The sequence below is a fragment of the Streptomyces sp. NPDC087420 genome (genome assembly GCF_044744165.1).
Taxonomy (GTDB): Bacteria; Actinomycetota; Actinomycetes; order Streptomycetales; family Streptomycetaceae; genus Streptomyces.
Genome location: NZ_JBIUXU010000011.1, coordinates 98244 through 121315, shown reverse-complemented (window position 1 = coordinate 121315; position 23072 = coordinate 98244). Strand labels below are relative to the sequence as shown.

General features: G+C 69.3%; 17 protein-coding genes and 3 pseudogenes. 12 read left to right on the top strand and 8 right to left on the bottom strand.

Annotation, left to right across the window (positions count from 1 at the left end):
* Positions 1 to 35: 35 nt before the first annotated feature.
* From ACIO1C_RS23505 to ACIO1C_RS23490, 4 genes are all read right to left on the bottom strand, one after another.
* Positions 36 to 512: a MarR family winged helix-turn-helix transcriptional regulator gene (locus ACIO1C_RS23505; RefSeq protein ID WP_401866530.1), complete on the bottom strand. Its 477-nt coding sequence runs from the start codon at positions 510 to 512 to the stop codon at positions 36 to 38.
* Positions 513 to 647: 135 nt separating this feature from the next.
* Positions 648 to 1415: an AIM24 family protein gene (locus tag ACIO1C_RS23500; RefSeq protein ID WP_401866872.1), complete on the bottom strand. Its 768-nt coding sequence runs from the start codon at positions 1413 to 1415 to the stop codon at positions 648 to 650.
* Positions 1416 to 1438: 23 nt separating this feature from the next.
* Positions 1439 to 2089 (bottom strand): AIM24 family protein, encoded by a 651-nt coding sequence (locus tag ACIO1C_RS23495; RefSeq protein WP_401866528.1) that lies wholly within the window; start codon positions 2087 to 2089, stop codon positions 1439 to 1441.
* Complete coding sequence (locus ACIO1C_RS23490; RefSeq protein ID WP_401866526.1) at positions 2089 to 2769, bottom strand: AIM24 family protein; 681 nt, start codon at positions 2767 to 2769, stop codon at positions 2089 to 2091. Before ACIO1C_RS23490 ends, ACIO1C_RS23495 begins: the two co-directional genes overlap by 1 nt.
* A gap of 144 nt (positions 2770 to 2913) precedes the next feature.
* Here ACIO1C_RS23490 and ACIO1C_RS23485 point away from each other — a divergent pair, with 144 nt between their 5' ends.
* The 4 genes from ACIO1C_RS23485 to ACIO1C_RS23470 all read left to right on the top strand — a co-directional run bounded on the left by ACIO1C_RS23485 (position 2914) and on the right by ACIO1C_RS23470 (position 7514).
* Complete coding sequence (locus tag ACIO1C_RS23485; protein ID WP_401866525.1) at positions 2914 to 3255, top strand: DUF3817 domain-containing protein; 342 nt, start codon at positions 2914 to 2916, stop codon at positions 3253 to 3255.
* Positions 3252 to 3545: an MTH1187 family thiamine-binding protein gene (locus tag ACIO1C_RS23480; RefSeq protein WP_401866523.1), complete on the top strand. Its 294-nt coding sequence runs from the start codon at positions 3252 to 3254 to the stop codon at positions 3543 to 3545. The genes ACIO1C_RS23485 and ACIO1C_RS23480 overlap by 4 nt, the downstream gene beginning before the upstream one ends.
* A 145-nt stretch (positions 3546 to 3690) precedes the next feature.
* Complete coding sequence (locus tag ACIO1C_RS23475; RefSeq protein ID WP_401866522.1) at positions 3691 to 5553, top strand: glycosyltransferase family 2 protein; 1863 nt, start codon at positions 3691 to 3693, stop codon at positions 5551 to 5553.
* Positions 5550 to 7514, top strand: a complete 1965-nt coding sequence (locus tag ACIO1C_RS23470) for a galactose oxidase-like domain-containing protein (RefSeq protein WP_401866520.1) — start codon at positions 5550 to 5552, stop codon at positions 7512 to 7514. The genes ACIO1C_RS23475 and ACIO1C_RS23470 overlap by 4 nt, the downstream gene beginning before the upstream one ends.
* 31 nt (positions 7515 to 7545) lie before the next feature.
* Here the strand turns inward: ACIO1C_RS23470 and ACIO1C_RS23465 are convergent, their stop codons facing one another.
* Together ACIO1C_RS23465 and ACIO1C_RS23460 are read right to left on the bottom strand one after the other, a co-directional pair.
* Positions 7546 to 8586 (bottom strand): glycoside hydrolase family 6 protein, encoded by a 1041-nt coding sequence (locus ACIO1C_RS23465; RefSeq protein WP_401866870.1) that lies wholly within the window; start codon positions 8584 to 8586, stop codon positions 7546 to 7548.
* 124 nt (positions 8587 to 8710) lie between these two features.
* Positions 8711 to 9736, bottom strand: coding sequence for a DUF5937 family protein (locus ACIO1C_RS23460; protein WP_401866519.1), 1026 nt, complete (start codon positions 9734 to 9736; stop codon positions 8711 to 8713).
* A 94-nt stretch (positions 9737 to 9830) separates the two neighbouring features.
* Between ACIO1C_RS23460 and ACIO1C_RS23455 the strand changes: the two genes are divergently transcribed.
* From ACIO1C_RS23455 to ACIO1C_RS23435, 5 genes and pseudogenes are all read left to right on the top strand, one after another.
* On the top strand, positions 9831 to 11156 hold the full coding sequence (locus ACIO1C_RS23455) for an MFS transporter (protein ID WP_401866518.1): 1326 nt from the start codon (positions 9831 to 9833) through the stop codon (positions 11154 to 11156).
* A gap of 10 nt (positions 11157 to 11166) precedes the next feature.
* A complete protein-coding gene (locus ACIO1C_RS23450) occupies positions 11167 to 11676 on the top strand; it encodes a MarR family winged helix-turn-helix transcriptional regulator (protein ID WP_401866517.1) in 510 nt (169 codons plus the stop codon).
* A gap of 89 nt (positions 11677 to 11765) precedes the next feature.
* On the top strand, positions 11766 to 12104 hold the full coding sequence (locus ACIO1C_RS23445; RefSeq protein ID WP_401866515.1) for a DUF3817 domain-containing protein: 339 nt from the start codon (positions 11766 to 11768) through the stop codon (positions 12102 to 12104).
* A gap of 81 nt (positions 12105 to 12185) precedes the next feature.
* Positions 12186 to 16919, top strand: a pseudogene (locus ACIO1C_RS23440) (putative T7SS-secreted protein).
* On the top strand, positions 16919 to 17284 hold the full coding sequence (locus ACIO1C_RS23435) for a DUF6086 family protein (RefSeq protein ID WP_401866513.1): 366 nt from the start codon (positions 16919 to 16921) through the stop codon (positions 17282 to 17284). Before ACIO1C_RS23440 ends, ACIO1C_RS23435 begins: the two are co-directional and overlap by 1 nt.
* 25 nt (positions 17285 to 17309) lie before the next feature.
* Here ACIO1C_RS23435 and ACIO1C_RS23430 read toward each other — a convergent pair whose 3' ends face one another.
* Positions 17310 to 17780 (bottom strand): DUF4334 domain-containing protein, encoded by a 471-nt coding sequence (locus ACIO1C_RS23430; protein WP_401866511.1) that lies wholly within the window; start codon positions 17778 to 17780, stop codon positions 17310 to 17312.
* 61 nt (positions 17781 to 17841) lie between these two features.
* A complete protein-coding gene (locus ACIO1C_RS23425; protein WP_401866510.1) occupies positions 17842 to 18093 on the bottom strand; it encodes a hypothetical protein in 252 nt (83 codons plus the stop codon).
* On the opposite strand from ACIO1C_RS23425, the pseudogene ACIO1C_RS23420 reads away from it, so the two are divergent.
* The 3 genes and pseudogenes from ACIO1C_RS23420 to ACIO1C_RS23410 form a co-directional block, all read left to right on the top strand.
* Positions 18002 to 18394: pseudogene (locus ACIO1C_RS23420) on the top strand (hypothetical protein); the annotation flags it as partial. The gene ACIO1C_RS23425 and the pseudogene ACIO1C_RS23420 overlap by 92 nt on opposite strands.
* Before the next feature lie 86 nt (positions 18395 to 18480).
* Positions 18481 to 18603, top strand: a pseudogene (locus ACIO1C_RS23415) (DUF3817 domain-containing protein); the annotation flags it as partial.
* Between the two features lie 749 nt (positions 18604 to 19352).
* On the top strand, positions 19353 to 22958 hold the full coding sequence (locus ACIO1C_RS23410; protein ID WP_401866508.1) for a LamG-like jellyroll fold domain-containing protein: 3606 nt from the start codon (positions 19353 to 19355) through the stop codon (positions 22956 to 22958).
* Positions 22959 to 23072: the final 114 nt, after the last annotated feature.

The following is a 23072-nucleotide window of genomic DNA, read 5'->3' as shown; positions in this document are numbered from 1 at the left end:
GCCCGGTTCGCGCCGGGCGTCCCCCCATCCACCGGTCAGAGCTTGCCGCGCCGCCCGCGCAAATGCTCGGCGACCGGCGTGAGCGACGCGCTCAGGGCCGCCAGCGCCTCGGGCGACAGCAGGTCGATGAAGTGCTTCCGTACGGAGTCGACGTGGAAGGGCGCGACCTTCTGCATGGTCTCCATGCCCGCGTCCGTCAGCACCGCGAACAGACCGCGCCGGTCCGACTCGCAGTTCTCCCGGCGCACCAGGCCGGCCGTCTCCATCCGCGTGATCTGGTGCGAGAGGCGGCTCTTCGACTGGAGTGTGGCGGCGGCGAGGTCACTCATCCGCATCCGCCGTTCCGCGGACTCGGACAGATTGACCAGGATCTCGTAGTCGTTCATGGTCAGGCCGAACGGTTGGAGATCCTTCTCCAGCTGATGGGTCAACAGTCTGTTGACATCCAGGTGCGTGCGCCACGCGCATTGCTCAGCCTCGGTCAGCCAGCGGGTTTCCGTCTCGGTCTCCATATGAGCATTCTACCTAAGAAGTTGAATTTTGGACGAATCCTCGGTGGTGACGTGCCGCACCCGCCCACGGCATTCCCCGAGGCGTCCCGGGGGAAACGGCGCAGACGTTCGACGTCACCCTCCGTAGACTACCTCTCACAGACCGAAGCGGCGCTGGAGATCCCCCAGCTGACCGGGCAACCGGGGAGCGGCGCCCTGTTGACCCGCGCCGGGACCATGCCCGGGCACACCGGGCCCGCCGCCCGGCACCCCCGCCTGCTGGGGCACCGCGCCTGTCGGCTGCTCGGCCATCAGGACCTCGGTCGACTGGAGCAGGACCGTCCCCGCGCCGACGAACTCGAACTGGTGCTCCTCGCCGGACGCCCCGCCGATCCCCGTCATGGCCCGCAGTCCGCCCAGCAGACCGGTCATGTACCCGTGGTCGTAGTGGTGGCAGGGGGACGGACAGTCCGCCCAGCCCACCAGCGCCTGCGGATCCACCTTGAGCGGCGGCTCCATGAAGACCACGGGCCCGTTCGACGCGGCCACGAACTTCCCCGTACCGATCAGGGTCAGGAAGCCCGGCACGATCGACTGCTTGAGGGCCAGCGTGGGCTGGTACGCCAGCAGGTTCCCGGAACGGATCGTCAGATTCCCGTCCGCCAGGTCGTACGAGTTCACGTCGAAGGCCCGGTCGGCGAGCAGCATCTTCCCGCTGCCCTCCGCCACCACCCAGTCCGCCGCGTGCAGCGGCGAGTGGAAGCTCGTCCGCAGCAGCCCCTCGAACCGGCCGTGGCCGATCCCGTTGAAGTCGATGCGCCCGTAGTAGGCGATCATCTTGCCCTTCTGGAGGAACCACTGGCTCCCCTTGAGCTCCACGCAGAAGGTGTACGCGTTGACGTTGTCGTCGCTCGGCAGCGTCATCGGGTCATGGATCACGGGCCCGTTCACAGCTTCTCCTCCGACGCCTGGACGTACACCGCACCGTTGCCGCTCAGCTCCAGCTGGAACGCCTCGCCCGAGCCGCGCCCCACCATGTCGCGCCAGCCGAGGGCGGTGGAGAGCTTGTTCCGTACGTCCCCGTGGTGGGCGACGTACGCCTGCGGGTCCACATGGACCGGACGGCCCGGCGTGATCGGCACCTCGATCACCCCGCCGTGTGCCATGACCGCGACCGCGCCGTGGCCCTTGAGGGTGGTGGTGAAGAGCCCCTGTCCGGTCACCTGGCCGCGCACCATGCCCATGACCCCGCCCTGCGAGCCCATGAACATCGTGCCCTGCTGGAGCGTGCCGTCGAAGGCGAGCAGCCGGTCGGCCTCGACGTACAAGGTGTCGCCGGTCAGCCCGATCACCTGGATGTGGTGGCCGCCGTGCCCGAACATCACCGTGCCGTTGCCCTCGACGGTCATCAGCGGCGCCGCCTCGCCCGCCACCCGCCGGCCGATCATCGAGGCCAGGCCGCCCTGGCCGCCCTGCATGTTCGGGGTGAAGCTGACCTCGCCGCGGTACGCGAGCATCGCGCCGCGCTGGCTGAACATCTTCTGGCCGGGCAGGACGGTCGCCTCGACCATCTTCGAGTTGATCTCACGGAACGGCATCAGACGTCACCCCCGATGGTGTTCCGCTCGCTCGGCTGCACGTACACGAGCCCGTCGCCCTCGAAGCGGATCTGGAAGGCCTCGCCCGAGCCCTCGCCCATCAGTGTCCGGAAGGTCACGCCGGACTGGAAGTTCTGCTGGAGGTTGCCCTGGTGCGCGATGTACGCGCCCGGGTCGACCGAGAGCGGGTACTGCGGGGTCACCCGCAGGACGACCGCCGGGCCGTCGGACATGATCGCCGCCTGGCCCGTGCCCTCGACGGTGGTGGTGAACAGGCCGTTGCCCGTCGCGCCCCCGCGCAGACCGGTGAACGACGTGCCCGTACGGAGGCCCGCGTCCGTGCAGAGCAGGTTGCTGGACTCCACGTACAGCTTGTCGCCGTGCAGCGAGACGAGGTTGATCTCACTCGCCCGGTCGGCGAAGTAGCAGGTGCCCTGGCCCTTCACCTCCATCATGACCATCTGTTCGCCGGTCAGCCGGCGGGTCACCATCCCGCGGATCCCCTCACCGCCGCCGGACATCTTCTTGAAGGCCATCTGGCCGTCGTACGCGACCATCGAGCCGTTCTTCGCCTTCACCGCGTCGCCGGACATGTCGACGGCGAGCACCTTGCTGCCTTGCAGTCGGAACTGAGCCACAGGACGACGGTAGTCGGCCGGGGTCCCCCGGGAACAGAGCATCCAGGCTCTTCCCCTCCCTGACCGGACCCTGATAAAGCGGCGACCGGACCCTGATAAAGCGGCGCGGGGGCGGCCTGCGACAATGGGGCGGCGCTTGTGCACGCATTCACAAGATCCCATTACAACGACGAAGGTGCCTGCCTCGTGGACATCAAGACCGCCTCCGCCCTTCACCGCCTCCGCCTGGTCTCCGCGCCCGAGGCCGTGTCCTTCCTGCTGCTGCTCGTCTGCTCGGTGCTCAAGCGCACGACGGACTTCAACGCCGTCCCGGCGATGGGCATGATCCACGGTGTGCTCTTCATCCTGTACGTGGTCTTCTGGGCCCTCGCGTGGCAGCGCACCCGGTGGTCCTTCGGGACGGCCGCCCTCTACTTCATCCTCTCCGTCCTGCCGACCGGCGGCTTCTTCGCCGAGCGCAAGCTCAAGCGCGCCGCCGACGACGAGGTCGCCTCGCGCATCCGCGGGGAAGCTAAGGTCGGCGCATGATCGTTGCCTTCTCCGTCTCGCCCGTCGGTGCCGGTGAGGACGTCGGCGAGTACGTCGCCGACGCCGTCCGTATCGTCCGCGAGTCCGGCCTGCCGAACCGTACCGACGCCATGTTCACCTCGATCGAGGGCGAGTGGGACGAGGTGATGGACGTCGTCAAACGGGCCGTCGCCGCCGTCGAGGCCCGCTCCCCTCGCGTCTCGCTCGTCCTCAAGGCCGACATCCGACAGGGCGTCACCGACGGTCTGACGTCCAAGGTCGAGACGGTCGAACGCCACCTCGCGGGCTGACCCCCGTAGACCTCGCGGACTGACCCCTACTCCACCCGGGGCCAGTCCGCCCTTTACGCCACCCGCTCGGCCCGTCTCCAGTCGACACGCCGGTCGATCTCCCTTTTTGTGGGGGTATCGACCTTGCTGATCAGCTGGAGGCACCGTGCGGCCCGAAGGCTACGACTACGACAGCCACAGTTGCCTGTCCGGTCCCCTCATGGAACCGGACCCGGCGGCCGTCTACCGGGTGGGGTACCGGAGTCTGCTGGCCAAGGAGCCGCACCGAATACGCGCCATCCTCCTGATGACCCTGGCGCCGCTGCTCTCGGGCGTCCTGCTGCTCTACCTCGTGTGGCCCAGCCACCGCACCGAGCGGGAGGGCGGCCAGCGCTGGCTCATCGCCTTCGACCACGTGATGCTCGTGTCGATCGGGCTCATCGCCTTCTTCATGCTGGTGAACGTGGCCTCGGTCGCCCACGCCACCCTCGTCGCCAGGGACCCCGTCCCCGTCCCCGCCGAGGTCGGCACCCGCGTCGCGTTCCTCACCACGTACGTCCCCGGCAAGGAACCGCTCTCCATGGTGCGGGCCACCCTCGAAGGGGCCGTGAGCCTGCGTCACCAGGGCCTCCTGGACATCTGGCTGCTGGACGAGGGCGACGACCCGCAGGCGCGGGCGCTCTGCGAGGAGCTGGGGGTCTGGCACTTCACCCGGAACGGCGTACCGGAGTGGAACCGCGCCAAGGGCGCCCACAAGGCGCGTACCAAACACGGCAACTACAACGCGTGGCTCGCCCGGCACGGCGACGACTACGACTTCTTCGCCTCCGTCGACACCGACCACGTACCGCTGCCCAACTTCCTGGAGCGGATGCTGGGCTTCTTCCGCGACCCGGACATCGCCTTCGTCGTCGGACCGCAGGTGTACGGGAACTACACCTCGCCCGTCACCAAGGCCGCCGAGTCCCAGCAGTTCCTCTTCCACGCGCTGATCCAGCGGGCGGGCAACCGCTACCACGCGCCGATGTTCGTCGGCACGAACAACGTCGTACGGATCACCGCCCTCAAGCAGGCCGGCGGCCTCTTCGACTCGATCACCGAGGACATGGCGACCGGGTTCGAACTGCACCGCAGGAAGAACCCCCTCACGGGCCGGTTCTGGCGTTCCGTCTACACCCCCGACGTGCTCGCGGTCGGTGAGGGCCCCGCCTCCTGGACCGACTTCTTCACCCAGCAGCTGCGCTGGTCCCGGGGCACGTACGAGACGCTCCTCAAGCAGTACTGGAAGGCACCCTTCCGGATGCCGCCGGGCCGGCTCGTCAGCTACACGCTGATGCTCGTCTACTACCCGATGACGGCGGTCAACTGGTTCCTCGGGATCCTCAGCTGCGTCCTGTTCCTCTGGCTGGGCGCCTCGGGGACCCAGGTCTCGTCCTCGGTCCTGCTGATGCTCTACAGCGACGCCGCCGCCTTCCAGGTCGGCCTCTACCTCTGGAACCGGCGGCACAACGTCTCGCCCCACGAGCCCCGGGGCTCGGGCGGCCTCGCCGGGATGGCGATGTCCGCGCTCTCCGCCCCGATCTACCTCAGGTCGCTCGGCTCGGCGGTGCTGCGCACCCGTGGCCGCTTCGTGGTCACGCCCAAGGGCGGCGAGACCACCACCGACCGGCTGATGACCTTCCGGATCCACCTCTTCTGGGCCGCCGTGCTGGTCAGCTCGCTCATCGCGTCCGTCTGCCTGGGGCACACCCACGCGGCGATGCGCACCTGGGCCGTCCTGGCCCTCGCGATAGCGCTCGCGCCGGTCGCGATCTGGGCGGGGACGGTACGGCGCGACCGGCGCGCGGCCGACCTCGCGGCCCGTCCGGTGGCCACCGCCCCGGGTCCGGTCACCGCCCCGGGTCCGGTCATCACCCTGGATCCGGTCACCGTCCCGGATCCGGTCCCGGCGGCGCCGCCCGGCGAGGAGCCCGCGCCGGCGCTCGCCCCGACGCTCGCCTCGACGACAACTGGAGGAACTGAGTCATGAGGTACCGGTACCGGCCGACGGACAAGTTCAGGAAGACGCTGCTGGGCGGCGGGGCACTGGTGGTCCTCGCGGGGCTCAACGCCCCCGCCGCGCTCTCCTTCGCGGGGGAGAAGTACCACGCGTACAAGATCTCGCAGCCCGGCTACAAGCAGCGGTACGGCTCCTGGGACCTGCTCGACGTGCCGGAGGAGTTCCGTACGAACGCGATCCACGCGGCCCTGCTGCACACCGGCAAGGTCCTGATCATCGCGGGCTCGGGCAACAGCCAGAAGAAGTTCGACAAGGGCTCCTTCGACACCATCCTCTGGAACCCGGCGGACAACAGCTTCCGCAAGATTCCCACCCCCGAGGACTTCTTCTGCTCGGGCCACTCCCAACTGCCCGACGGGCGGCTGCTGGTGGCCGGCGGCACGGCGCGGTACGAGGTGCTCGACGGAGAGGTCGACCGGGCGGGCGGCGGGATGCGGGTCAAGAACGAGAACCCGGACAGGGCCGTCACCTTCAAGAAGGGCACGCGCTTCCGCTCCCCCTCGGGGGTCGAGTACGTCAGCAGGTTCGACGTCACCGTGCCCAAGGCGAAACGGCAGTTCAAGATCTCGTACGCGCGCACCGGCCGGATGATGCCGTGGAGGACGAAGGTGACGGCGGGCGAGGCGCGCGTCTTCGTGGAGGCGGCGAAGGCGGGTCCCGAGGCGCTGACGACCGAGGCGGCGCAGTACGAGATCCTCGGCCTCAAGGGCAAGGACGCCGACAACCTGTACGGCCTCGCGCAGAAACTCACCACGGAGAAGCAGGACTTCCAGGGCATCAAGGCGGCGTACGAGTTCGACCCCAGGGCCGAGAAGTACATCCCCGTCAGCCCGATGAAGGAGGCCCGCTGGTACCCGACGCTGGTGACCCTGGACGACGGCAAGGTGCTCGCCGTCTCCGGGCTCGACGACGTGGGCGCCGTACTGACCGGGGACAACGAGATCTACGACCCGGCGACCAAGAAGTGGTCCAAGGGGCCGACCCGCTACTTCCCCACCTACCCCGCGCTGTTCCTCACGAAGGGCGGCAAGCTCTTCTACTCCGGTTCCAACGCCGGGTACGGGCCCGCCGGGAAGGGCCGGCAGCCGGGCGTGTGGGACGTCAAGAAGAACACCTTCGCCCGGGTCAACGGACTCACGGACGTCGACCAGACCGAGACGTCGGCCTCGCTGATGCTGCCGCCCGCGCAGGACCAGAAGGTGATGATCCTGGGCGGCGGCGGGGTCGGCGAGTCGTCGCTGGCGACCTCCCGTACGGCGATCGTCGACCTCAAGCGGGACAACCCCGGCTTCGAGAAGGGTCCCTCGCTGCCACAGGGCACGCGCTACCTGAGCAGTGTGCTGATGCCGGACGACTCCGTCTTCACCACCGGCGGATCCTCGGACTACCGGGGGCGTTCGGCCAGCGACATCCACAAGGCGCAGTTCTACGACCCGCCGCGCAACGCGTTCCGGCGGGCCGCCGACCCGACGGTGGGGCGCAACTACCACTCCGAGGCGCTGCTGCTCCCCGACGGCCGGGTGGTCACCTTCGGCTCGGACCCGCTCTTCGACGACGAGGACAACACCAAACTCGGCACGTTCGAGCAGCGGGTGGAGATCTACACGCCGCCGTACCTGCACGGGGGCGGGGACAAGAACCGCCCGGTGCTGGGGAAGGGGCCGGCCGCGCTCGTCGCGGGCGGGCGGGCGACCTTCCCGACGGCGGACGCGGACCGGATCGCCAAGGCCCGGCTGATGCGGCCGAGCGCGGTGACGCACACGACGGACGTGGAGCAGCGCTCGATCGCCCTGACGCTGACGAAGGGCGCGGGAGAGGTGACGGTCGAGGTGCCGAAGGACCCGACGCTGGTGCCGCCGGGCTGGTACATGCTGTTCGTCACGGACGCGGACGGGGTGCCGTCGGAGGCGAAGTGGCTGAAGGTGGGGTGAGTGTCCTGCCGGGTCGTGCGCGCGTGCGGGTTCAGCTCTTCGCCCTCCTGGCCAGCCCCAGGGCGTAGTCCGGCCACCACGTGCCGGCGGCCGGGCCGCCCCGGCAGGGGCCGTCCGACTCGCCGGGGCGCTTGATCCACAGATAGGCGTCGACCAGTTTGTCGCCGGTCCGGGTGGTCGGGGGTGTGCCGAGCGCCCGTCCCGGCGGATTGCACCACGCCTGGGCACGGTCGCCGGGCAGCGGTCCCTGGCCGTTACGGCTGGTGTCGACGGTGAAGTGGGCGCCGCCGAGCAGGGCGGAGAGCCGGGCGCCGAACGCCCTGACCGTGTCGTTCGACTGGAAGTTCGACACATTGAGGGAAAAGCCGTCGGCGGCGTTGACGCCGGCCCGCTCCAAGGGGCCCGCGAGCCGGGCCGGGTCGGAGATCCAGGCCGGATTGCCCGCGTCGAGGTAGACGCGGGTGCGCGGCTGCTGCTTGAGCCGGCTGACCGCCTGGGCCAGCAGCGTGTAGCGCTCCTCGTGGTGTTCGGCCGGCGTGCAGCCGTCCGCGAGGTGCGCGATCGCGTCGGGCTCCAGGATCACCACGGCCGGGGCGCCGCCGAGGGCGGTGGCGAAGGAGTGGACCCAGTTCCGGTACGCGGAGGCGTCGGGGGCGCCGCCCGCCGAGTAGAGGCCGCAGTCGCGGTGGGGGATGTTGTAGGCGACGAAGACCGGGGTGCGCCCGTCGGCGGCGGCGCCCCGTACGGCGTGCTCGACCTGCGGTACGGGGTTGTCGCCGGACGGCCACACGGCGACCGGGCGCTCGGCGATCCGTCGCAGGGCCTGGGCGTCGGCGGCGCGGCCCCGCCGCTCCCATCGCGCGACCTGGCGGGCCGCCTCGCTGTCGGGGTCGACCCAGAACGGCGACGCCCCGTCCGGGGCCGCCTCGCCGTGGCCGACGGAGGAGCCGCCGCGCTGGGCGTCTCCGTCGCCGGCCTCCGGGGACGACGAACACCCGCCCAGTGCCAGGGCGAGGACGAGGGCGACGATCGAGGCGGCGGTGATGGGTGAGCGCGGTCTGCGGCCGGACATCCAGCCCCCTCGGGCGATAACGGCGACGATGACGATGACGATGACGATGACGATGACGATGATGACGACGCCGACGCCGACGACGTATGACGTACGACAGGTCCGGCACATCGTGACATAACGGTCAGTCAGGGAGGGGCTGCGACACCGCGAGGGTGATGCCCAGCGGGGTCCGCTCGTAGAGCACCTGGTGGCCGTACCGCCGCGAGGTCAGCAGCCCGGACTCGCGCAGCACCGAGAGATGCGCGGAGACGGAGGAGGGCGCGAGGCCGAGCCGGTGCGCGAGCGCGGTGGTCCCGGCGGGCTCGTCCAGGGCGCACAGGACGTCGGCGCGGGCGCGGCCGAGCAGCCGGGCGAGGACGTCGGGCGTACGGTCGGCGGCCTCCGTCCACAGCCCGCCGATGCCGCGTGCGGGGTAGATCAGGGCGGGCTGCCAGGGCGCCTCGTACCCGCTGACGACCCGGGGCCAGCAGAAGACACTCGGCATCAGGACGAGCCCCTGGCCACCGAGCACCCGGACGTGGTCGCCGTGCGTCCCGACGATGGTGAGCGTGGCGCCGCCGCCGGACGCGCCGTCCGGGGTGGCCTCGCCCCACCTGAGCTGCGGGCTCAGCTCCCCGAGCAGCCGCTCGAAGCCGCCGTCCGCCAGCCGGCGCGAGTGGTAGGCCACATCGGCTTCCAGCAGCGCGCGCAGCCGTGGCCACTCCGGCTCGATCAGCGCCTGCCACGCCCGCTCCAGCAGATCGGCCAACTCCCGTACGGCCCGCGCGGGATCGGCCAGCATCGCGCGACCGGCCGGGGTGCCGGCCGCGCCGGGGGTGTCGGCGAGGGCGAGCGCGATGTCGGTGCGGGCGGCCTCGGGGGAGGTGGCCCGTACGCCCTCGATCTCCTCCTCGAAGGACGCGAGGGCGCTGAGCGGCGCCGGGCAGAGGAAGTCGGGATTGTGCCCGGCGTCGGGCATCAGGAGGTACAGCGGCCCCAGATCGATCCCGGCCGCCGCGTCCCGCACCCGCCGGAGCCAGGGCAGGTGATAGCCGTGCCGCTCGGGCCGCGCGAGGGTCCGTACCGCTTCCTGCGTCTCCCAGAGCGGGGAGACGGCGAACCGGAAGCGGAGCAGATCGCTCTCGCCGAAGTGAAGGTGAAAGGGCATGGCCTGATCGGCTCCGGAGGTGTCGGGGGGCCAGAAGATTCGCCCGTACCCGAAAGTCTACCGACCCCGGACCCACCCCGGGCAGTCTGCGACCATGCCCGCCAAGAAGGACACAGCACCCACCACCGCCGCCCCCCGTGGGTACCGCGCCGTCTTCGCCGTCCGCGAGTTCAGGTTCGTCTTCGCCGCGCACCTCCTCTCCCTCCTCGGCGTCGTCGTCAGCGAGATCGCGCTGACCGTCCTCGTCTACGACCTCACCGGCTCCCCGTTCCTGAGCGCCCTCACCTTCGCGCTCGGGCTGCTGCCGTACCTGTTCGGCGGGATCCTGTTCGCCGGGGTCGCCGACCGGTACCCGGCCCGGCGGACGCTCGTGACCTGCGACCTGATCTGCGCGGCCTGCGTCGCGGTGATGGTGCTGCCCAGCACCCCCGTCGCCGGCCTGCTCGCGCTGCGGTGCGCGGTGGCGGCGGTCTCGCCGGTCTTCACCGGGACCCGGATGGCCGCGCTCACCGACATCCTCGGCGAGGGGGACCTCTACGTCCTCGGCCGCTCCCTCCTGCGGATCGTCTCGCAGAGCGCCCTGCTCGCGGGCTACGGCGTCGGCGGGGTGCTCCTCGCCGTCATCCCGGCACGCGGCGCGATCGGCGTCACCTTCGGTACGTTCCTCTGCTCGGCCGCCCTCCTGCGGCTCGGCACCCGCAAGCGCCCGGCCCGCAAGGCTGCCGGGAAGAGCGCCGGGAAGAGCGCCACCGGAAACCGGGCGGACAAGCCCCACGGCATGATGCGCGAGTCCCTGGCGAGCGCCGGCTTCCTCCTCCGCGACCGCCGCATCCGCGTGCTGCTCCTGCTCTTCTGGATCCCCGCGATGTTCGTCGTCGCCCCCGAAGCCCTCGCCGCCCCGTACGCCGACGCCATCGACGCCGGCCCCGCCGCCCTCGGCCTGATGATGTGCGCCATGCCGGTCGGCCACATCTCGGCGGAGCTGTACGTCGGTACGGCACTGTCGCCACGCGCCCGCAGCCGTATCGTCCTGCCCGTCGCCGCCCTCGGCCTCGTACCCCTGCTCGTCTACGCGGCCCGCCCCGGCCTCGGCTGGGCCCTGCCCGCGCTCGCCCTCTCCGGCGTCGGCGCCGCGTACGTCATCGGCCTCGACCAGTGGTTCGTCGCCGCCGTCCCCGAGGAGCGGCGCGGCAGCGCGATGACCCTGCTCACCGCCGGTCTGATGACGATCCAGGGCCTCGGCATGGCAGTGGCCGGGGCCGCCGCCGAGTTCTTCCCCGTCCACCACGTCGTCGCCTGGTCCGGTGGCATCGGCACCGTGTGCTGTCTGCTGCTCGTACGGGAGGCGCGCAGGACCGCCCCGGAGGCCGGGGCGACCGAAGTGCGAGACGGGTCGGGCCGGCAAGTGACCACTGGGTAAGGTCGTGGCCGTGTCAAAGCCGCTCAGCCTTCCCTTCGACCCGATCGCCCGCGCCGACGAACTCTGGCAGCAGCGCTGGGGTCCGGTGCCCTCCATGGGGGCGATCACCTCGATCATGCGCGCCCACCAGATCCTGCTCGCCGAGGTCGACGCCGTCGTCAGACCGTACGAACTCACCTTCGCCCGCTACGAGGCACTGGTGCTGCTCACCTTCTCCAAGGCCGGCGAACTGCCGATGTCGAAGATCGGCGAGCGGCTGATGGTCCACCCGACCTCCGTCACCAACACGGTGGACCGGCTGGTGAAATCGGGTCTGGTCGACAAACGGCCCAACCCCAACGACGGTCGTGGCACCCTCGCTTCCATCACCGACAAGGGCCGCGAGGTGGTCGAGTCCGCCACGCGCGACCTGATGCGGATGGACTTCGGCCTGGGCGCGTACGACGCCGAGGAGTGCGCCGAGATCTTCGCGATGCTGCGCCCGCTGCGGGTCGCGGCGCAGGACTTCGAGGACGAGTAGGGCCCCCACGAGAGGCGACCAGCGGCCCCGGGAGGCGACAGGCGCCCCCCGCGAAGATCGCCCGGAACGTGCCGGTTACGCTGAGTGCCATGAAACGAAGCGTGCTGACCCGCTACCGGATCATGGCCTACGTGACCGGCGTGCTGCTGGTCCTGCTGACTCTCGGCGTGATCGCCAAGTACGTGCTGGACATCGACGGCGCCAGCGGCTTCACGAGCGTCGTCGGTATCGCGCACGGCTGGCTCTACATCCTCTACCTGGTCTTCGCCTTCGACCTGGGCGCCAAGGCCAAGTGGCCGGTCAAGCGCCAGATCTGGGTGCTGCTCGCCGGTACGGTCCCCACGGCCGCGTTTTTCGTGGAGCGCAGGGTCACCCGGGAACTGGAGTCCAGGATCACCGAGGAAGCCCCCCTCACGGCGAAGGTGTAACCCCCACGCCCCACCGCGATCCGCCCTACGCTTGACCCCGCGTTCGCAGCGCGGGCGACAGCCGTCGGGGGGAGCTGAGTCGTGGGCATCGGTGACTTTGTCAGTGACATCACGCCGGACGTGGTGGAGGACGCGGTCGAGGACGGCGTCGAGTGGGCCGGTGACCGGGTCGAGGACGCCGGGAACTGGACCGCCGACCGGCTGGACGACGCGGGCTGGGAGTCCGGTGCAGATTGGGTACGGGACAAGTCCCGGTCGCTCGCGAACCGGATGGGTGCCGAGGTCGACGAGCTGGATCTCGGGCAGACCGAGGACAAGACGAAGCTGATCCACGGATCACCGTCGGAACTCCGCTCCACCGCCTCTCATCTCAAGGACTTCCAGACCGCCTTCGACAACGTCGGCAAAGGGTTGGGCGGTCTGGACTCCGCCTCGCTCAAGGGCCAGGCGGCCGACGCGTTCCGGGCGACGGTCGCGATCGAGCCGCCGAAGTGGTTCAAGGGCGCGGACGCGTTCGAGAAGGCCGGGGCCGCCCTGGAAGCGTTCGCGGGGACGGTGGAGTGGGCGCAGGGGCAGGCGCAGGCGGCGATCGACAAGTGGAAGGCCGGGACGAAGGCCTCCGAGGAGGCGCGGGACGCGCACAACGCCAAGGTCGACACCTACAACAAGGCCGCCGACGCGTACAACGCCAAGCCCGCCGACCAGCGCGACCCCGCCACCCTGCCGCCGAAGCCGGGCGAGTTCAGCGATCCGGGTACGGCCCGGATGCGGGAGGCGCAAGAACTCCTGGCCGAGGCCCGCCGCCAGCGCAACACCGCCGCCGAGACCGCCCGTACCGCTGTGCGGGCCGCCCGTGACACCGCGCCGCCGAAGCCCTCGTACGCCGAACAGGCCACCGACGGCCTCAATGAACTCAACGTCATGCAGGACCACTTCGGCGGGGGGGATCGTCAAGGGGACGGCCGGGCTGCTGACCTTCGCCCGCAGCATCAACCCCACCGACCCCTACAACCTCACCCACCCCGCCGAGTACGCGCTGTCGCTGAACAACACCGTCGCCGGACTCGTCCAGGTCGCCAACGACCCCTGGGGCGCGGGCAAACAGATGGTCACCGACTTCATGAAGGACCCCGCGGAGGGCTTGGGGCGTCTCGTCCCCGACCTGCTGATGACCGCCGCGACCGGCGGGGCGGGCGCCGGGGTCAAGGGCGCACGGACCGCCAAGGAACTCGCCGACCTCGCCGCCGACGCCAACCGCGCCCGCCGCGCCTTGGACGACGTACCCAAGGGCACCCACAACCGCCCCGACGGCGAACGTACGACCACCGGCACCGACCCCGTCGACCTCGCGTCGGGCCGGATGTTCCTGCCGCAGACCGATGTGGTGCTGCCGGGGATCCTCCCGCTGGTCTTCACCCGCCGCGTCGAATCCGGTTACACCTCAGGCCGCTTCTTCGGCCCGTCCTGGTCCTCCACCGCCGACGAACGCCTGGAGATCGACGCCACCGGCGTCATCCACGTCACCCCCGACGGCCTCCTGATCACCTACCCCCGCCCCGTCCCCGGCCTCCCCACCCACCCGGAGACCGGCACCTCACGCAGCACCCTCAGCCGTGACGAGCGGGGCGACTACACCCTCACCGACCCCGACAGCGGTCTGACGCGCCACTTCACCGCCCCACCCGCCACCGAACCGGGCGGCGACGGCGACGCCTGGCTCGTCCAGATCACCGACCGCAACCACCACACGATCACCCTCGACCGCACCGACGACGGCACCCCCCAGGCGATCGTCCACTCCGCCGGCCACCACCTGACGCTGACCACCACAGACGGCCGCATCACCGCCCTGACCCTCGCCGGAACGAACGGCGAAGCGCCGCCTCGGCCCGTCATGTCGTACGGCTACACGGACGGCAACCTCACCACCGTCACCAAGCCCTCCGGCGCCGCCCTCACCTTCACCTACGACACCCGCCGCCGCGTGACCGCCTGGATCGACTCCAACAACCGGCGCTACGACTACGCGTACGACGACCAGGACCGTACGGTCGCCGAGGGCGGCGAGGCGGGACACGTACAACTCACCCTCGCGTACACCGACCCGGACCCCGCCACAGGCCACCGCACCACCACCCTCACCACCGCCCAGGGCCACACCACCCACCACCTCATCGGCCCCGGCAGCCGCGTCCTCGCCACCACCGACCCCCTCGGCCACACCACCCGCCACACCTACGACACCCGGGGCAACCCGCTCACCCGCACCGACCCCCTGGGCCGCACCACCGTCTTTTCGTACGACGAGAACGGCCGGCTCTCCACCGTCACCCGCCCCGACGGCAGCGAAGTGCGCTGTACGCGGGACGGGTTCGGCCGGCTGACGGAGTTCACCGGCCCCGACGGCGCCCGCCGGAAGCAGGAGTTCGACGAGCGCGGCAACCGGACCGCCCTCACCGACGCCGCCGGGCAGACCACCCACTACACGTACGACGCCCACGGCCGTCCCACCACGCTCACCGACGCGTCGGGCGCGGTCACCACCGTGCGCTGCGACCCGTCGGGCTGCCGGTCGAGATCATCAGCCCGGCCGGTGGCGTCACCCGTTACGCACGCGACCCCTTCGGCCGCCCCGTGCGCATCACGGACCCGCTGGGCGCGGTCACGCTCCTGGAGTGGACCCCCGACGGCGAACTCGCCCGCCGTACCGGCCCGGACGGCGCGACCGAGTCCTGGACCTACGACGGCGAGGGCAACCGCACCAGCCACACGGACGCCGTCGGCGGCACCACCCGCTTCGCGTACGGCCACTTCGACCTCCTCGTGTCCCGGACGGGCCCGGACGGCGCGCGCCACGAGTTCGACCACGACGCGGGCCTCCGCCTGACGCGGGTCACGGACCCGCAGGGCTTGATTTGGTCCTACAGCTACGATCCGGCCGGTCGGCTGATCTCCGAGACCGACTTCGACCGGCGCACGGTCAGCTACACCCTGGACCCGGCCGGGCAGCTCACGGCCCGGACCAACGCACTCGGTGAGACCATCGCCTACACCCACGATCCGCTCGGTCGGGTGACCGGGAAGAACGCCTCGGGCGAGGCGACCACGTACGCCTACGACCCGGCCGGGCGCCTGGTCCACGCCGTCGGTCCCGACAGCGAGCTGCTCTACCAGTACGACCAACGAGGCCGCGTCAAGACGGAACTGGCCGACGGCCGCGCCACGACGTACGCGTACGACACCCTGGGGCGTCGCACCCGGCGTGTCACCCCCACCGGCCAGGTCACCACCTACGGGTACGACAGCGCGGGCCGTCCCACCCATCTGACCGCCGGCGGCCACCGCATCGCCTTCACCCACGACGCCGCCGGCCGCGAACTGGAACGCGCCGTCGGCGACCACCTCACTTTCACCTCCGCCTGGGACGACGCCGGCCGTCTGGCCACCCAGCAACTCGCCACCGGTGCCCGCACCCTGAACCGCCGCACCTACACCTACCGCGCCGACGGTCACCTGATCGCCCTGGACGACACCCTGCGCGGCACGCAGCGCTTCGACCTGGACCCGGCGGGCCGGGTCACGACGGTCACGGCCGCCGACTGGACCGAGAAGTACACCTACGACGCGGTCGGGAACCAGACGTCGGCCTCCTGGCCGTCCGCCCACGCGGGGTATGAATCCACAGGCCCCCGCGCCTACAGCGGCACCACCCTCACCCGTGCCGGAGCCGTCCGCTACGAGTACGACGCGGCCGGCCGTATCACCCTGCGCCAGAAGACCCGTCTGTCCCGCAAGCCCGACACCTGGCGCTACACCTGGGACGCGGAGGACCGCCTCACCGCTGTCACCACCCCCGACGGCACACGGTGGCGCTACCGTTACGACCCTCTCGGCCGCCGTACGGCCAAACAGCGTCTCGCCGACGACGGCCGGACCGTCGCCGAGGAGACCCGGTTCACCTGGGACGGTACGGTCCTGGCCGAACAGACCACGACCCACCCCGACCGGCTCCCTCACCCGGTCACGCTCACCTGGGACCACCGGGGCCGTACGCCCCTCGCCCAGACCGAGCGACTGTCCGACGAGACCACCCAGCGCGAGATCGACAGCCGTTTCTTCGCCATCGCCACCGACCTCGTCGGCACCCCTACCGAACTGGTCGACGAAGCCGGCGACATCGCGTGGCGCACCCGCGCCACACTCTGGGGCACGACGACCTGGGCCAGGACCGGCGCCGCGTACACCCCCCTCCGCTTCCCCGGCCAGTACCACGACCCCGAAACCGGCTTCCACTACAACCATCACCGCTACTACGACCCGGAAACCGCCCGCTACACCACCCCCGACCCCCTCGGTCTCGCACCCGCCCCCAACCCCGTCACCTACGTCCACAACCCGCACACCTGGTCCGACCCTCTCGGGCTGACGCCTTACAGCCCCCGTGACGGAGTGTCGAACCGTGAACGACCTCCGGTGGAAGGCGACTCCAATTACATCGTGGACAATCCTGCCAACTGGGCGGACACCATCACGGATATCGACAGGATCGAGGACGGGATACTCTGGGAGGAGAAGACGGCCACGGGGCAGAATCCGAACATGAGAGTCGAATCATGGGTGGACAAGCACGTCCACAAGAAGCTCGATTCCTATGTCCGGGCAAGGTCTCATCTGGAGGGCTGGGAGAACGCCCCGATCGGTCTCGACTTCGTCCAACCAGGGGCCACCCCCGAATTCGGGAGCGCGGTCGGAGAAGCAGTGGACGCCTGGCGTCGTGACAACCCTGGAGCCGACGTGAGAACACGGTGGTCCTGATGAGTTGCTTCTTCTCCGTCGACGGGGTCGACGTGTGGAATCCTTCGAACAGGGTGGCGAGACTCTTCACCGGTCAGGCTGAAGTGGCCGCCGACGTCTACGGCGTGGGCAGTGGACTGGGGGGGATCGTGGACGACGAGTGCGAAGTCGACCGCGAGATCTTCTCGCAGTTCATCGACACGCTCGTCGCCAAGCATCGGGAATCGAACAATCAAGTGCTCAGGGTTCTGCTTGAGGGGGTGATCCCTGTGGGCCTGGTTCTTCTGGATCGGGCCGGAGAAACGATGGACGGCATGGATGCCGAGGCGATCGCGTATTGGCGGGAGCGTCGCATCACCCTGTCCCGAAGCATGCCTCCCGGCTAAACGGGTCACAGGTCGGCGGCAGGAGCTATGACGCTTCGCGCTCGAGCCAGAAGTAGAACGGGGGATCGACTCCCAAGGTTGATGCCAGCTTTCCTTCCATGACGGCCATGAGGGAACTGTCGTCGACCCGTGCGAAATGGTCGACCCATGGCATGCAGTCATAGACCAGAGCTGCCGTGACCTCGTCGCGGAATTCCATCGACCACATGGAGGCTTCGCCGTTCCCGCAGGGTTCGGTGTTCGAGTAGATTTCGCCGGCCTCGTTCCGGCACAGGAGCGGCTTGACATCGAGCGGGCCGTTGAATTGCTTGCCGTACCAGTTCATTTCTTCAAGCGCGCCGTTGACGGCGTGCCCGGTGGCAAACATCCCACCCCGCCACCTCCCGAGGAGCTCCTGAGTTGTCACTGGGGTCAGACGGGGCCAGAATTCGGTGAGCTGATCGGAGGAAACATGATCGGTTGACCGGAGTTCGTCAAATGCACGTTTGGTCTCCATGCCGAAATTTTACGCCGCGGCCGCGGTTCCGGCCACGGCTTCCGGATCCTCGCATTTGTGATCAGGCCTCGGGCAGACCCCCTGGTGAAAGCCTGAGGGCTGTGCGGCTTCGGGTGTTGGCTTCGGATACTCGGGCGCTGAGTAGTTCGGTGGGGGTCGGGGGGCGGACTCGGGTGGGGTCGGCGTCCCATTCCCGGCCGCCGCCGAGGGGGCGGAGTTGGATGTACGGGCCGACCCCGCCCATGACGATGCCGACGCGGTCGCGGGCGGGGTCGTGGACGGTGTCGCCGACGGCCGGGGGGCCGTCCGTCACCGGGTGGTGCCCTTCACGATCACGGCGGCGAGTGCGAGGGCGACCGGGGCCGAGCAGACGCCCAGGTAGACGAGGGCGTAGGGAGAAGGGCGAGACGGTCGGCGGTCCGGAGGACGTGCAGGCGCTCGATACGTATTACGGGACGCCGGGGTTACTGCTGGCCGTGTGGGAACTGGCCGTGAGTGACAAGGCGCAGTTCCGCGAGCGCTACCGGCGGTACATGGCGCTGGAGGCCGAGGCGGTCAGCCTGTGGCACTTCGCGGTGAGTGTCCCGCCGGGTCTGTTGCAGACGCGGGCTACGCGCGAGAGGGTCTGGCGGGCGACGACGCACCGCCGTTCCGCACGATTCTGTCGGAGGCTGTGCTGCGGACGCCGTTCCGGGATGTGGCCGAGTGGCCCGTCAAGCGCCAGATCTGGGTCCTGCTCGCCGGTACGGTCCCGACGGCCGTGTTCTTCGTGGAACGCAAGGTCACCCGTGAGCTGGAGCCCAGGATCACCGAGGACACCCCCCCTCACGGCGAAGGTGTAACCCCGCTTTCTCCCTCAGCTCGCACCCGAGGTAGGTCCGAGCCTCTCGGTGTCCACCACACGGTCGGTTTCGAGACCGCTCTCGTGGACACCGATCAGCTCGCGGGGGAGCTGTGGAGCATCCTCACCCACCGAGACCCTGCCGAGCTGCCCTTGCGCCCAGGGTTCTGCATGATTTTCGGCCATGGCATCGTCGCGGGAGCCGCCGACTCTCCTTGCTGAGAGGCCTACGGCCGAAGCCCGCTCGCGGGCGCCCACTGTTGCCTTAGGGCTGCCGCAGGAAGCGTGCCGTCGCGCACGGCTGCCCCCGAGAGGGCCTCAACCTCGCGCATTCCCACACAGACCGAACGGCCCCGACCTCGCACGTGTGTTGCCGTCGGCGACAAGGGTCGTGAAAGGCGAAAGCAGGCCAGAGGCCTTGAGTACTCCTTGACGTGTGCCGATCATGGTGGATATTTTGCCTTCACTTTGAAGATCTTGTGACTCCGAAGTGGGGATTTTATGGAGTCGGGGGGCGGTGGGGGATGGGCTCGTCCGTGTGGTCTCGCGGTGTCGGCAGAGCGTTCGTGACTGTGGTTTCGGTCGCGGTCGTCGGGGGTGTGCTGCCGGTGTCCGGCTACGGCGTAGTGGCCCAGGCCGCGTCCACGTCGGCTTCGGAGACCGCGGGGGCGGGGGCTGTCCCGGCGGAGGCTCAGTCTGCTGCGGTCCGGGCGACGGAGTCGGGGGAGCCGGTGGAGGTGCTCTTCGAGCGCACCGAGTACTCCCAGGTGTTCGCACAGCCGGATGGCGGCTTCAAGCTGACCCAGTCGACCACGCCGCAGCGGACGCGGGGCTCGGGCGGTACTTGGCGGGCGGTGGACGCCACTCTGGAGAAGCGTGCCGATGGTCGCATCGCGCCGAAGGGCGCGGTCGCGGACCTTTCCTTCTCCGGCAGGGGGCCGGGTTCCGACATGATCCGGATCGGGGATCGTCAGGGGCGCGCTCTGACCCTGGGGTGGGAACGGGAGTTGCCGGAGCCTGTGCTGGATGGGGATACAGCCACATACCGTGAGGTGCTTCCCGGGGTCGATCTTCTGCTGACCGCGACACCGGAGTCGTACCGCGAGGTGTTGGTGGTCAAGACACCACAGGCGGCGGCGAGTCCGGCACTGGACAGGGTGGTGCTGAACGTTGTGGGCGAGGGCCTCAAGGTCCGGTCCACTGCCAACGGCGGTCTTGTGGCGGCGAATGAGGACGGGGTGGAGGTATTCACCGGGCCGCCGGGACGTATGTGGGATTCCGCTGGCGAGGCGCAGGCTCCGGCCCCTCGGACCCTGAAGGGCTCGAAGGCGGCTACGGCTGAGAGCGACGACGAGGAGACGATCGACCCGTCCGTCGGCCCGAGTGACGGCGACGCTTCGGCCATCATGCCCGTGGAGGTGTCGGACGACAGTGTCGCCGTGGTGCCGGACGGAGAGGTCCTGGCGGGCGAGAAGACGGTCTATCCCGTCTACATCGATCCGGCGGTCGGGATCGGGCACACGTACCGTACGGTCCTGTCCTCGGACGGTGACAGCTTCTGGAAGTTCGATGGTTCCGGCTACGGTATCGGCCGATGCGGCAACAACTCGCAGGGTGCTTGCACCACCGGTGCCTGGTACACGAACCGGATGTACTTCCAGTTCAACTCCGCCAGTTCGCTGAACGGCAAGTACGTGATCGACGCTACGTTCCGGGCCTATGAGACGTGGTCGTTCGACTGCAACGCGGCCTGGGTGGACCTGGAGCGGACGGACGGCATTTCGTCGGGCAGTAAGTGGCCGGGGCCGGGCGGTCCCAAGTCCGACAACACCTGGGATCAGATGGGTGACCAATTGGTCTCGGCCGGCCGCGGCACTGCTTGCTCTCCGGAACAGCCGAACGTGTGGGTCGAGTTCAACGACAATCCGGGTGAGGCGGACGAGAACCTCAACTCCACGGTGCGGAATTTCGCTGACGGCAAGATCGACAATCTCACGCTCATGCTGAAGGCGAAGGACGAGTCGGACGTCACCGCCTGGAAGCGTTTCGACGACAACGCAGAGCTTTCCGTGGATTTCGCCTACCGGCCTGGGGTGCCCACTCGCTATGGACTGTGGCCGGGCAACCCTGGTGCGGACCCGGACGATGTGGTGTGTGCCACGTCGTCGGCGAACCCGATGATCGTGACTCGGGCCGAGCCTTTCGTACAGGCGGCGGTACAGACCAAGGTGGAGAGCAACAAGGGCGAGTCGGAAGGCCTGTTGCAGGCTGAGTGGGTGATGGAGCGGCGACAGGCCGACGGCACGTGGGTAGCCAGCTGGAGCGACTACAAGCCTGACAGCGGATGGGTTCCGGACGGCACCGTGGAGAGCGCGAAAGTTTCCCCACGGGCGGACAAGACAACCTATCGAGTCAAGGCCAGAACCCAGTCGCACTGGAGCATCCCGGGGAAGTCGGGAGACCTCTTCTCGTCGTACACACCCTGGTGCTACCTCAAGATTGATGCGGATCGGCCCAAGGCTCCCGTGGTCACAGCAGTTCAGGGCGGCGTCTACACCCTGTGTGCGACCGAGGACTGTGCGGGGCAGGGAGGTCCCGGCACGCGGGGCAAGCTCCATTTCGCGCAGAACGCGGCAGACACGGACGTCGTGAAGTACGAGTGGCGACTGCCCGGAATGACGAAGACCGACTTCGTCACCGGCTCCAGCGTGGACGATGACATTGTTCCCCTCGTGGCCGGACGGCAGACCTTGCAAGTGCGCGGCTGGGACGCGGGTGGTTCGGGGGAGTGGGGTTACGCCAAGCTCAAGGTGGCCGCTGCCCAAGGTGCCTCCGGCCGCTGGCACTTCGACGACTATCCGGCGGGTTCGCAGGAGAAGCTGGCAAAGGACACCGCGGTCGAAGGCGGCATCCGGCACAACGCCACGCTGTACACCGAAGGCGCCGGCTTCTCCTCGCTGGCGAGGCGTGGTGATGCCGACCAGTCACTGTGGCTGGACAGCTCGGACCCGTCCAGGCAGCAGGCATACGCGGCGACGTCGACACCCGTCCTCAACACCGCTGATTCCTTCACCGTGTCGACCTGGGCGTATCTCACCGACGCCTCGGTCAACCGTGTAGTGCTCGCTCAGCCGGGCAGCGCGGCGAACGCGTTCGCGCTCTACTACTCCACCTCGCTCAAGGCCTGGGTGTTCAATCGCAGCGACCAGGACAGGGCCGGCCCGGTGTTCCTGCGTTCGGTGGCTGACCAGGTGAACCCGCAGCTCAAGGTGTGGACGCACCTGGCGGGCGTGTTCAAGACAGAGGGGGATGACGGAATACCCGACACCGATCCGGGCAACGACACAATCCAGTTGTTCGTCAATGGCCGGCCCCAGGGGCAGCCGGTGAAGCCGGCCGCTTTGTCCTCCACCTACCAGCCCTGGTCCGCCTCCGGCGGCCTGCAGTGGGCCCGCTCGGTCTGGGCCGGCGTCGGGAGTGAGTTCTTCCGAGGCCGACTGGACGAGACGGCCGTGTGGCAGCGGGCTCTGACCGAGGCCGAAATCCGCCTGGACGGTGCTCTCAGGGAGAACGAGTCGCCGGCAACCGAGTTGATGGCGGAGTGGGACGCTTCCGCGTCGACAGGAACTGCCTTGGCGGAGAAGTCGGGCTACCCCTTCGCAGCGATGACCCTCAAGGGACACGCTAAATACGCTGAGACTCCACAACTGCTGACCTTGGACGGCGCCGACAGCTATGCGTCCACCACGGGACCAGCGGTGGACGAGGCCGGGTCTTTCACCGTCAGCGCCCTTACGCGGGTGGACTCTTCGGGGCTGGTCGGCAAACCGGACGGCTACACCGTCACAGTCGCCGCACAGAAGCTCGGCAACGAGGCGTCGTGGGCGTTGAAGCTCATCAAGCTGGCAGACGACGTCGACGGCGACAGCAGACCTGAGTGCCTGTGGCGCTTCGAACGCACCACAGTCGATGCGACCGGCAACAAGACACTCAGCACCCAGGTGTCGTCCACCGCCACGGCTGTGCTGGATGAAGCGGTACAGGTCACCGGGGTGTACAACGCGGCCGAGGAGTTCGCCGACGGCGACATGAGCCGGTTCGGCAAGCTCCACCTGTTCGTCGGAGCCGATGAGCAGGTGGATGAAGCCACCGAGCCGAACTTCCCCCATCCGCAGCAGGGCACAGGCGAACTCGCCATCGGCCGCGCGCACAGTAACGGAACGCCGGGACAGTACCTGCCGGGTGCCGTCGAGGACCTGCGGATCTGGGCGGGCTCCATGGAGAGCCGTCAGATCGCCGAACGAGTCCTCGGCGACACCACGCCGACGACGGGATAGCTCCGTCCAGGCGGGACTGCTGCCGTAACCGGTGCCTGCGCCCGCTCCCGCGCACACAAGCAAAGACGCAGACCGACACGCGCACATCAGTGCGGGTCAGACGATGACGATGGG

Excerpts from the sequence above, each read along its gene's own strand:
- ACIO1C_RS23480 (WP_401866523.1), top strand. The coding sequence starts at position 3,252 with ATGATCGTTGCCTTCTCCGTCTCGCCCGTCGGTGCCGGTGAGGACGTC.
- ACIO1C_RS23435 (WP_401866513.1), top strand. The coding sequence starts at position 16,919 with ATGAGTTGCTTCTTCTCCGTCGACGGGGTCGACGTGTGGAATCCTTCG.
- ACIO1C_RS23445 (WP_401866515.1), top strand. The coding sequence starts at position 11,766 with ATGAAACGAAGCGTGCTGACCCGCTACCGGATCATGGCCTACGTGACC.
- ACIO1C_RS23460 (WP_401866519.1), bottom strand. The coding sequence starts at position 9,736 with ATGCCCTTTCACCTTCACTTCGGCGAGAGCGATCTGCTCCGCTTCCGG.
- ACIO1C_RS23490 (WP_401866526.1), bottom strand. The coding sequence starts at position 2,769 with ATGCTCTGTTCCCGGGGGACCCCGGCCGACTACCGTCGTCCTGTGGCT.
- ACIO1C_RS23470 (WP_401866520.1), top strand. The coding sequence starts at position 5,550 with ATGAGGTACCGGTACCGGCCGACGGACAAGTTCAGGAAGACGCTGCTG.
- ACIO1C_RS23455 (WP_401866518.1), top strand. The coding sequence starts at position 9,831 with ATGCCCGCCAAGAAGGACACAGCACCCACCACCGCCGCCCCCCGTGGG.
- ACIO1C_RS23430 (WP_401866511.1), bottom strand. The coding sequence starts at position 17,780 with ATGGAGACCAAACGTGCATTTGACGAACTCCGGTCAACCGATCATGTT.
- ACIO1C_RS23500 (WP_401866872.1), bottom strand. The coding sequence starts at position 1,415 with ATGACGCTGCCGAGCGACGACAACGTCAACGCGTACACCTTCTGCGTG.
- ACIO1C_RS23495 (WP_401866528.1), bottom strand. The coding sequence starts at position 2,089 with ATGCCGTTCCGTGAGATCAACTCGAAGATGGTCGAGGCGACCGTCCTG.
- ACIO1C_RS23505 (WP_401866530.1), bottom strand. The coding sequence starts at position 512 with ATGGAGACCGAGACGGAAACCCGCTGGCTGACCGAGGCTGAGCAATGC.
- ACIO1C_RS23465 (WP_401866870.1), bottom strand. The coding sequence starts at position 8,586 with ATGTCCGGCCGCAGACCGCGCTCACCCATCACCGCCGCCTCGATCGTC.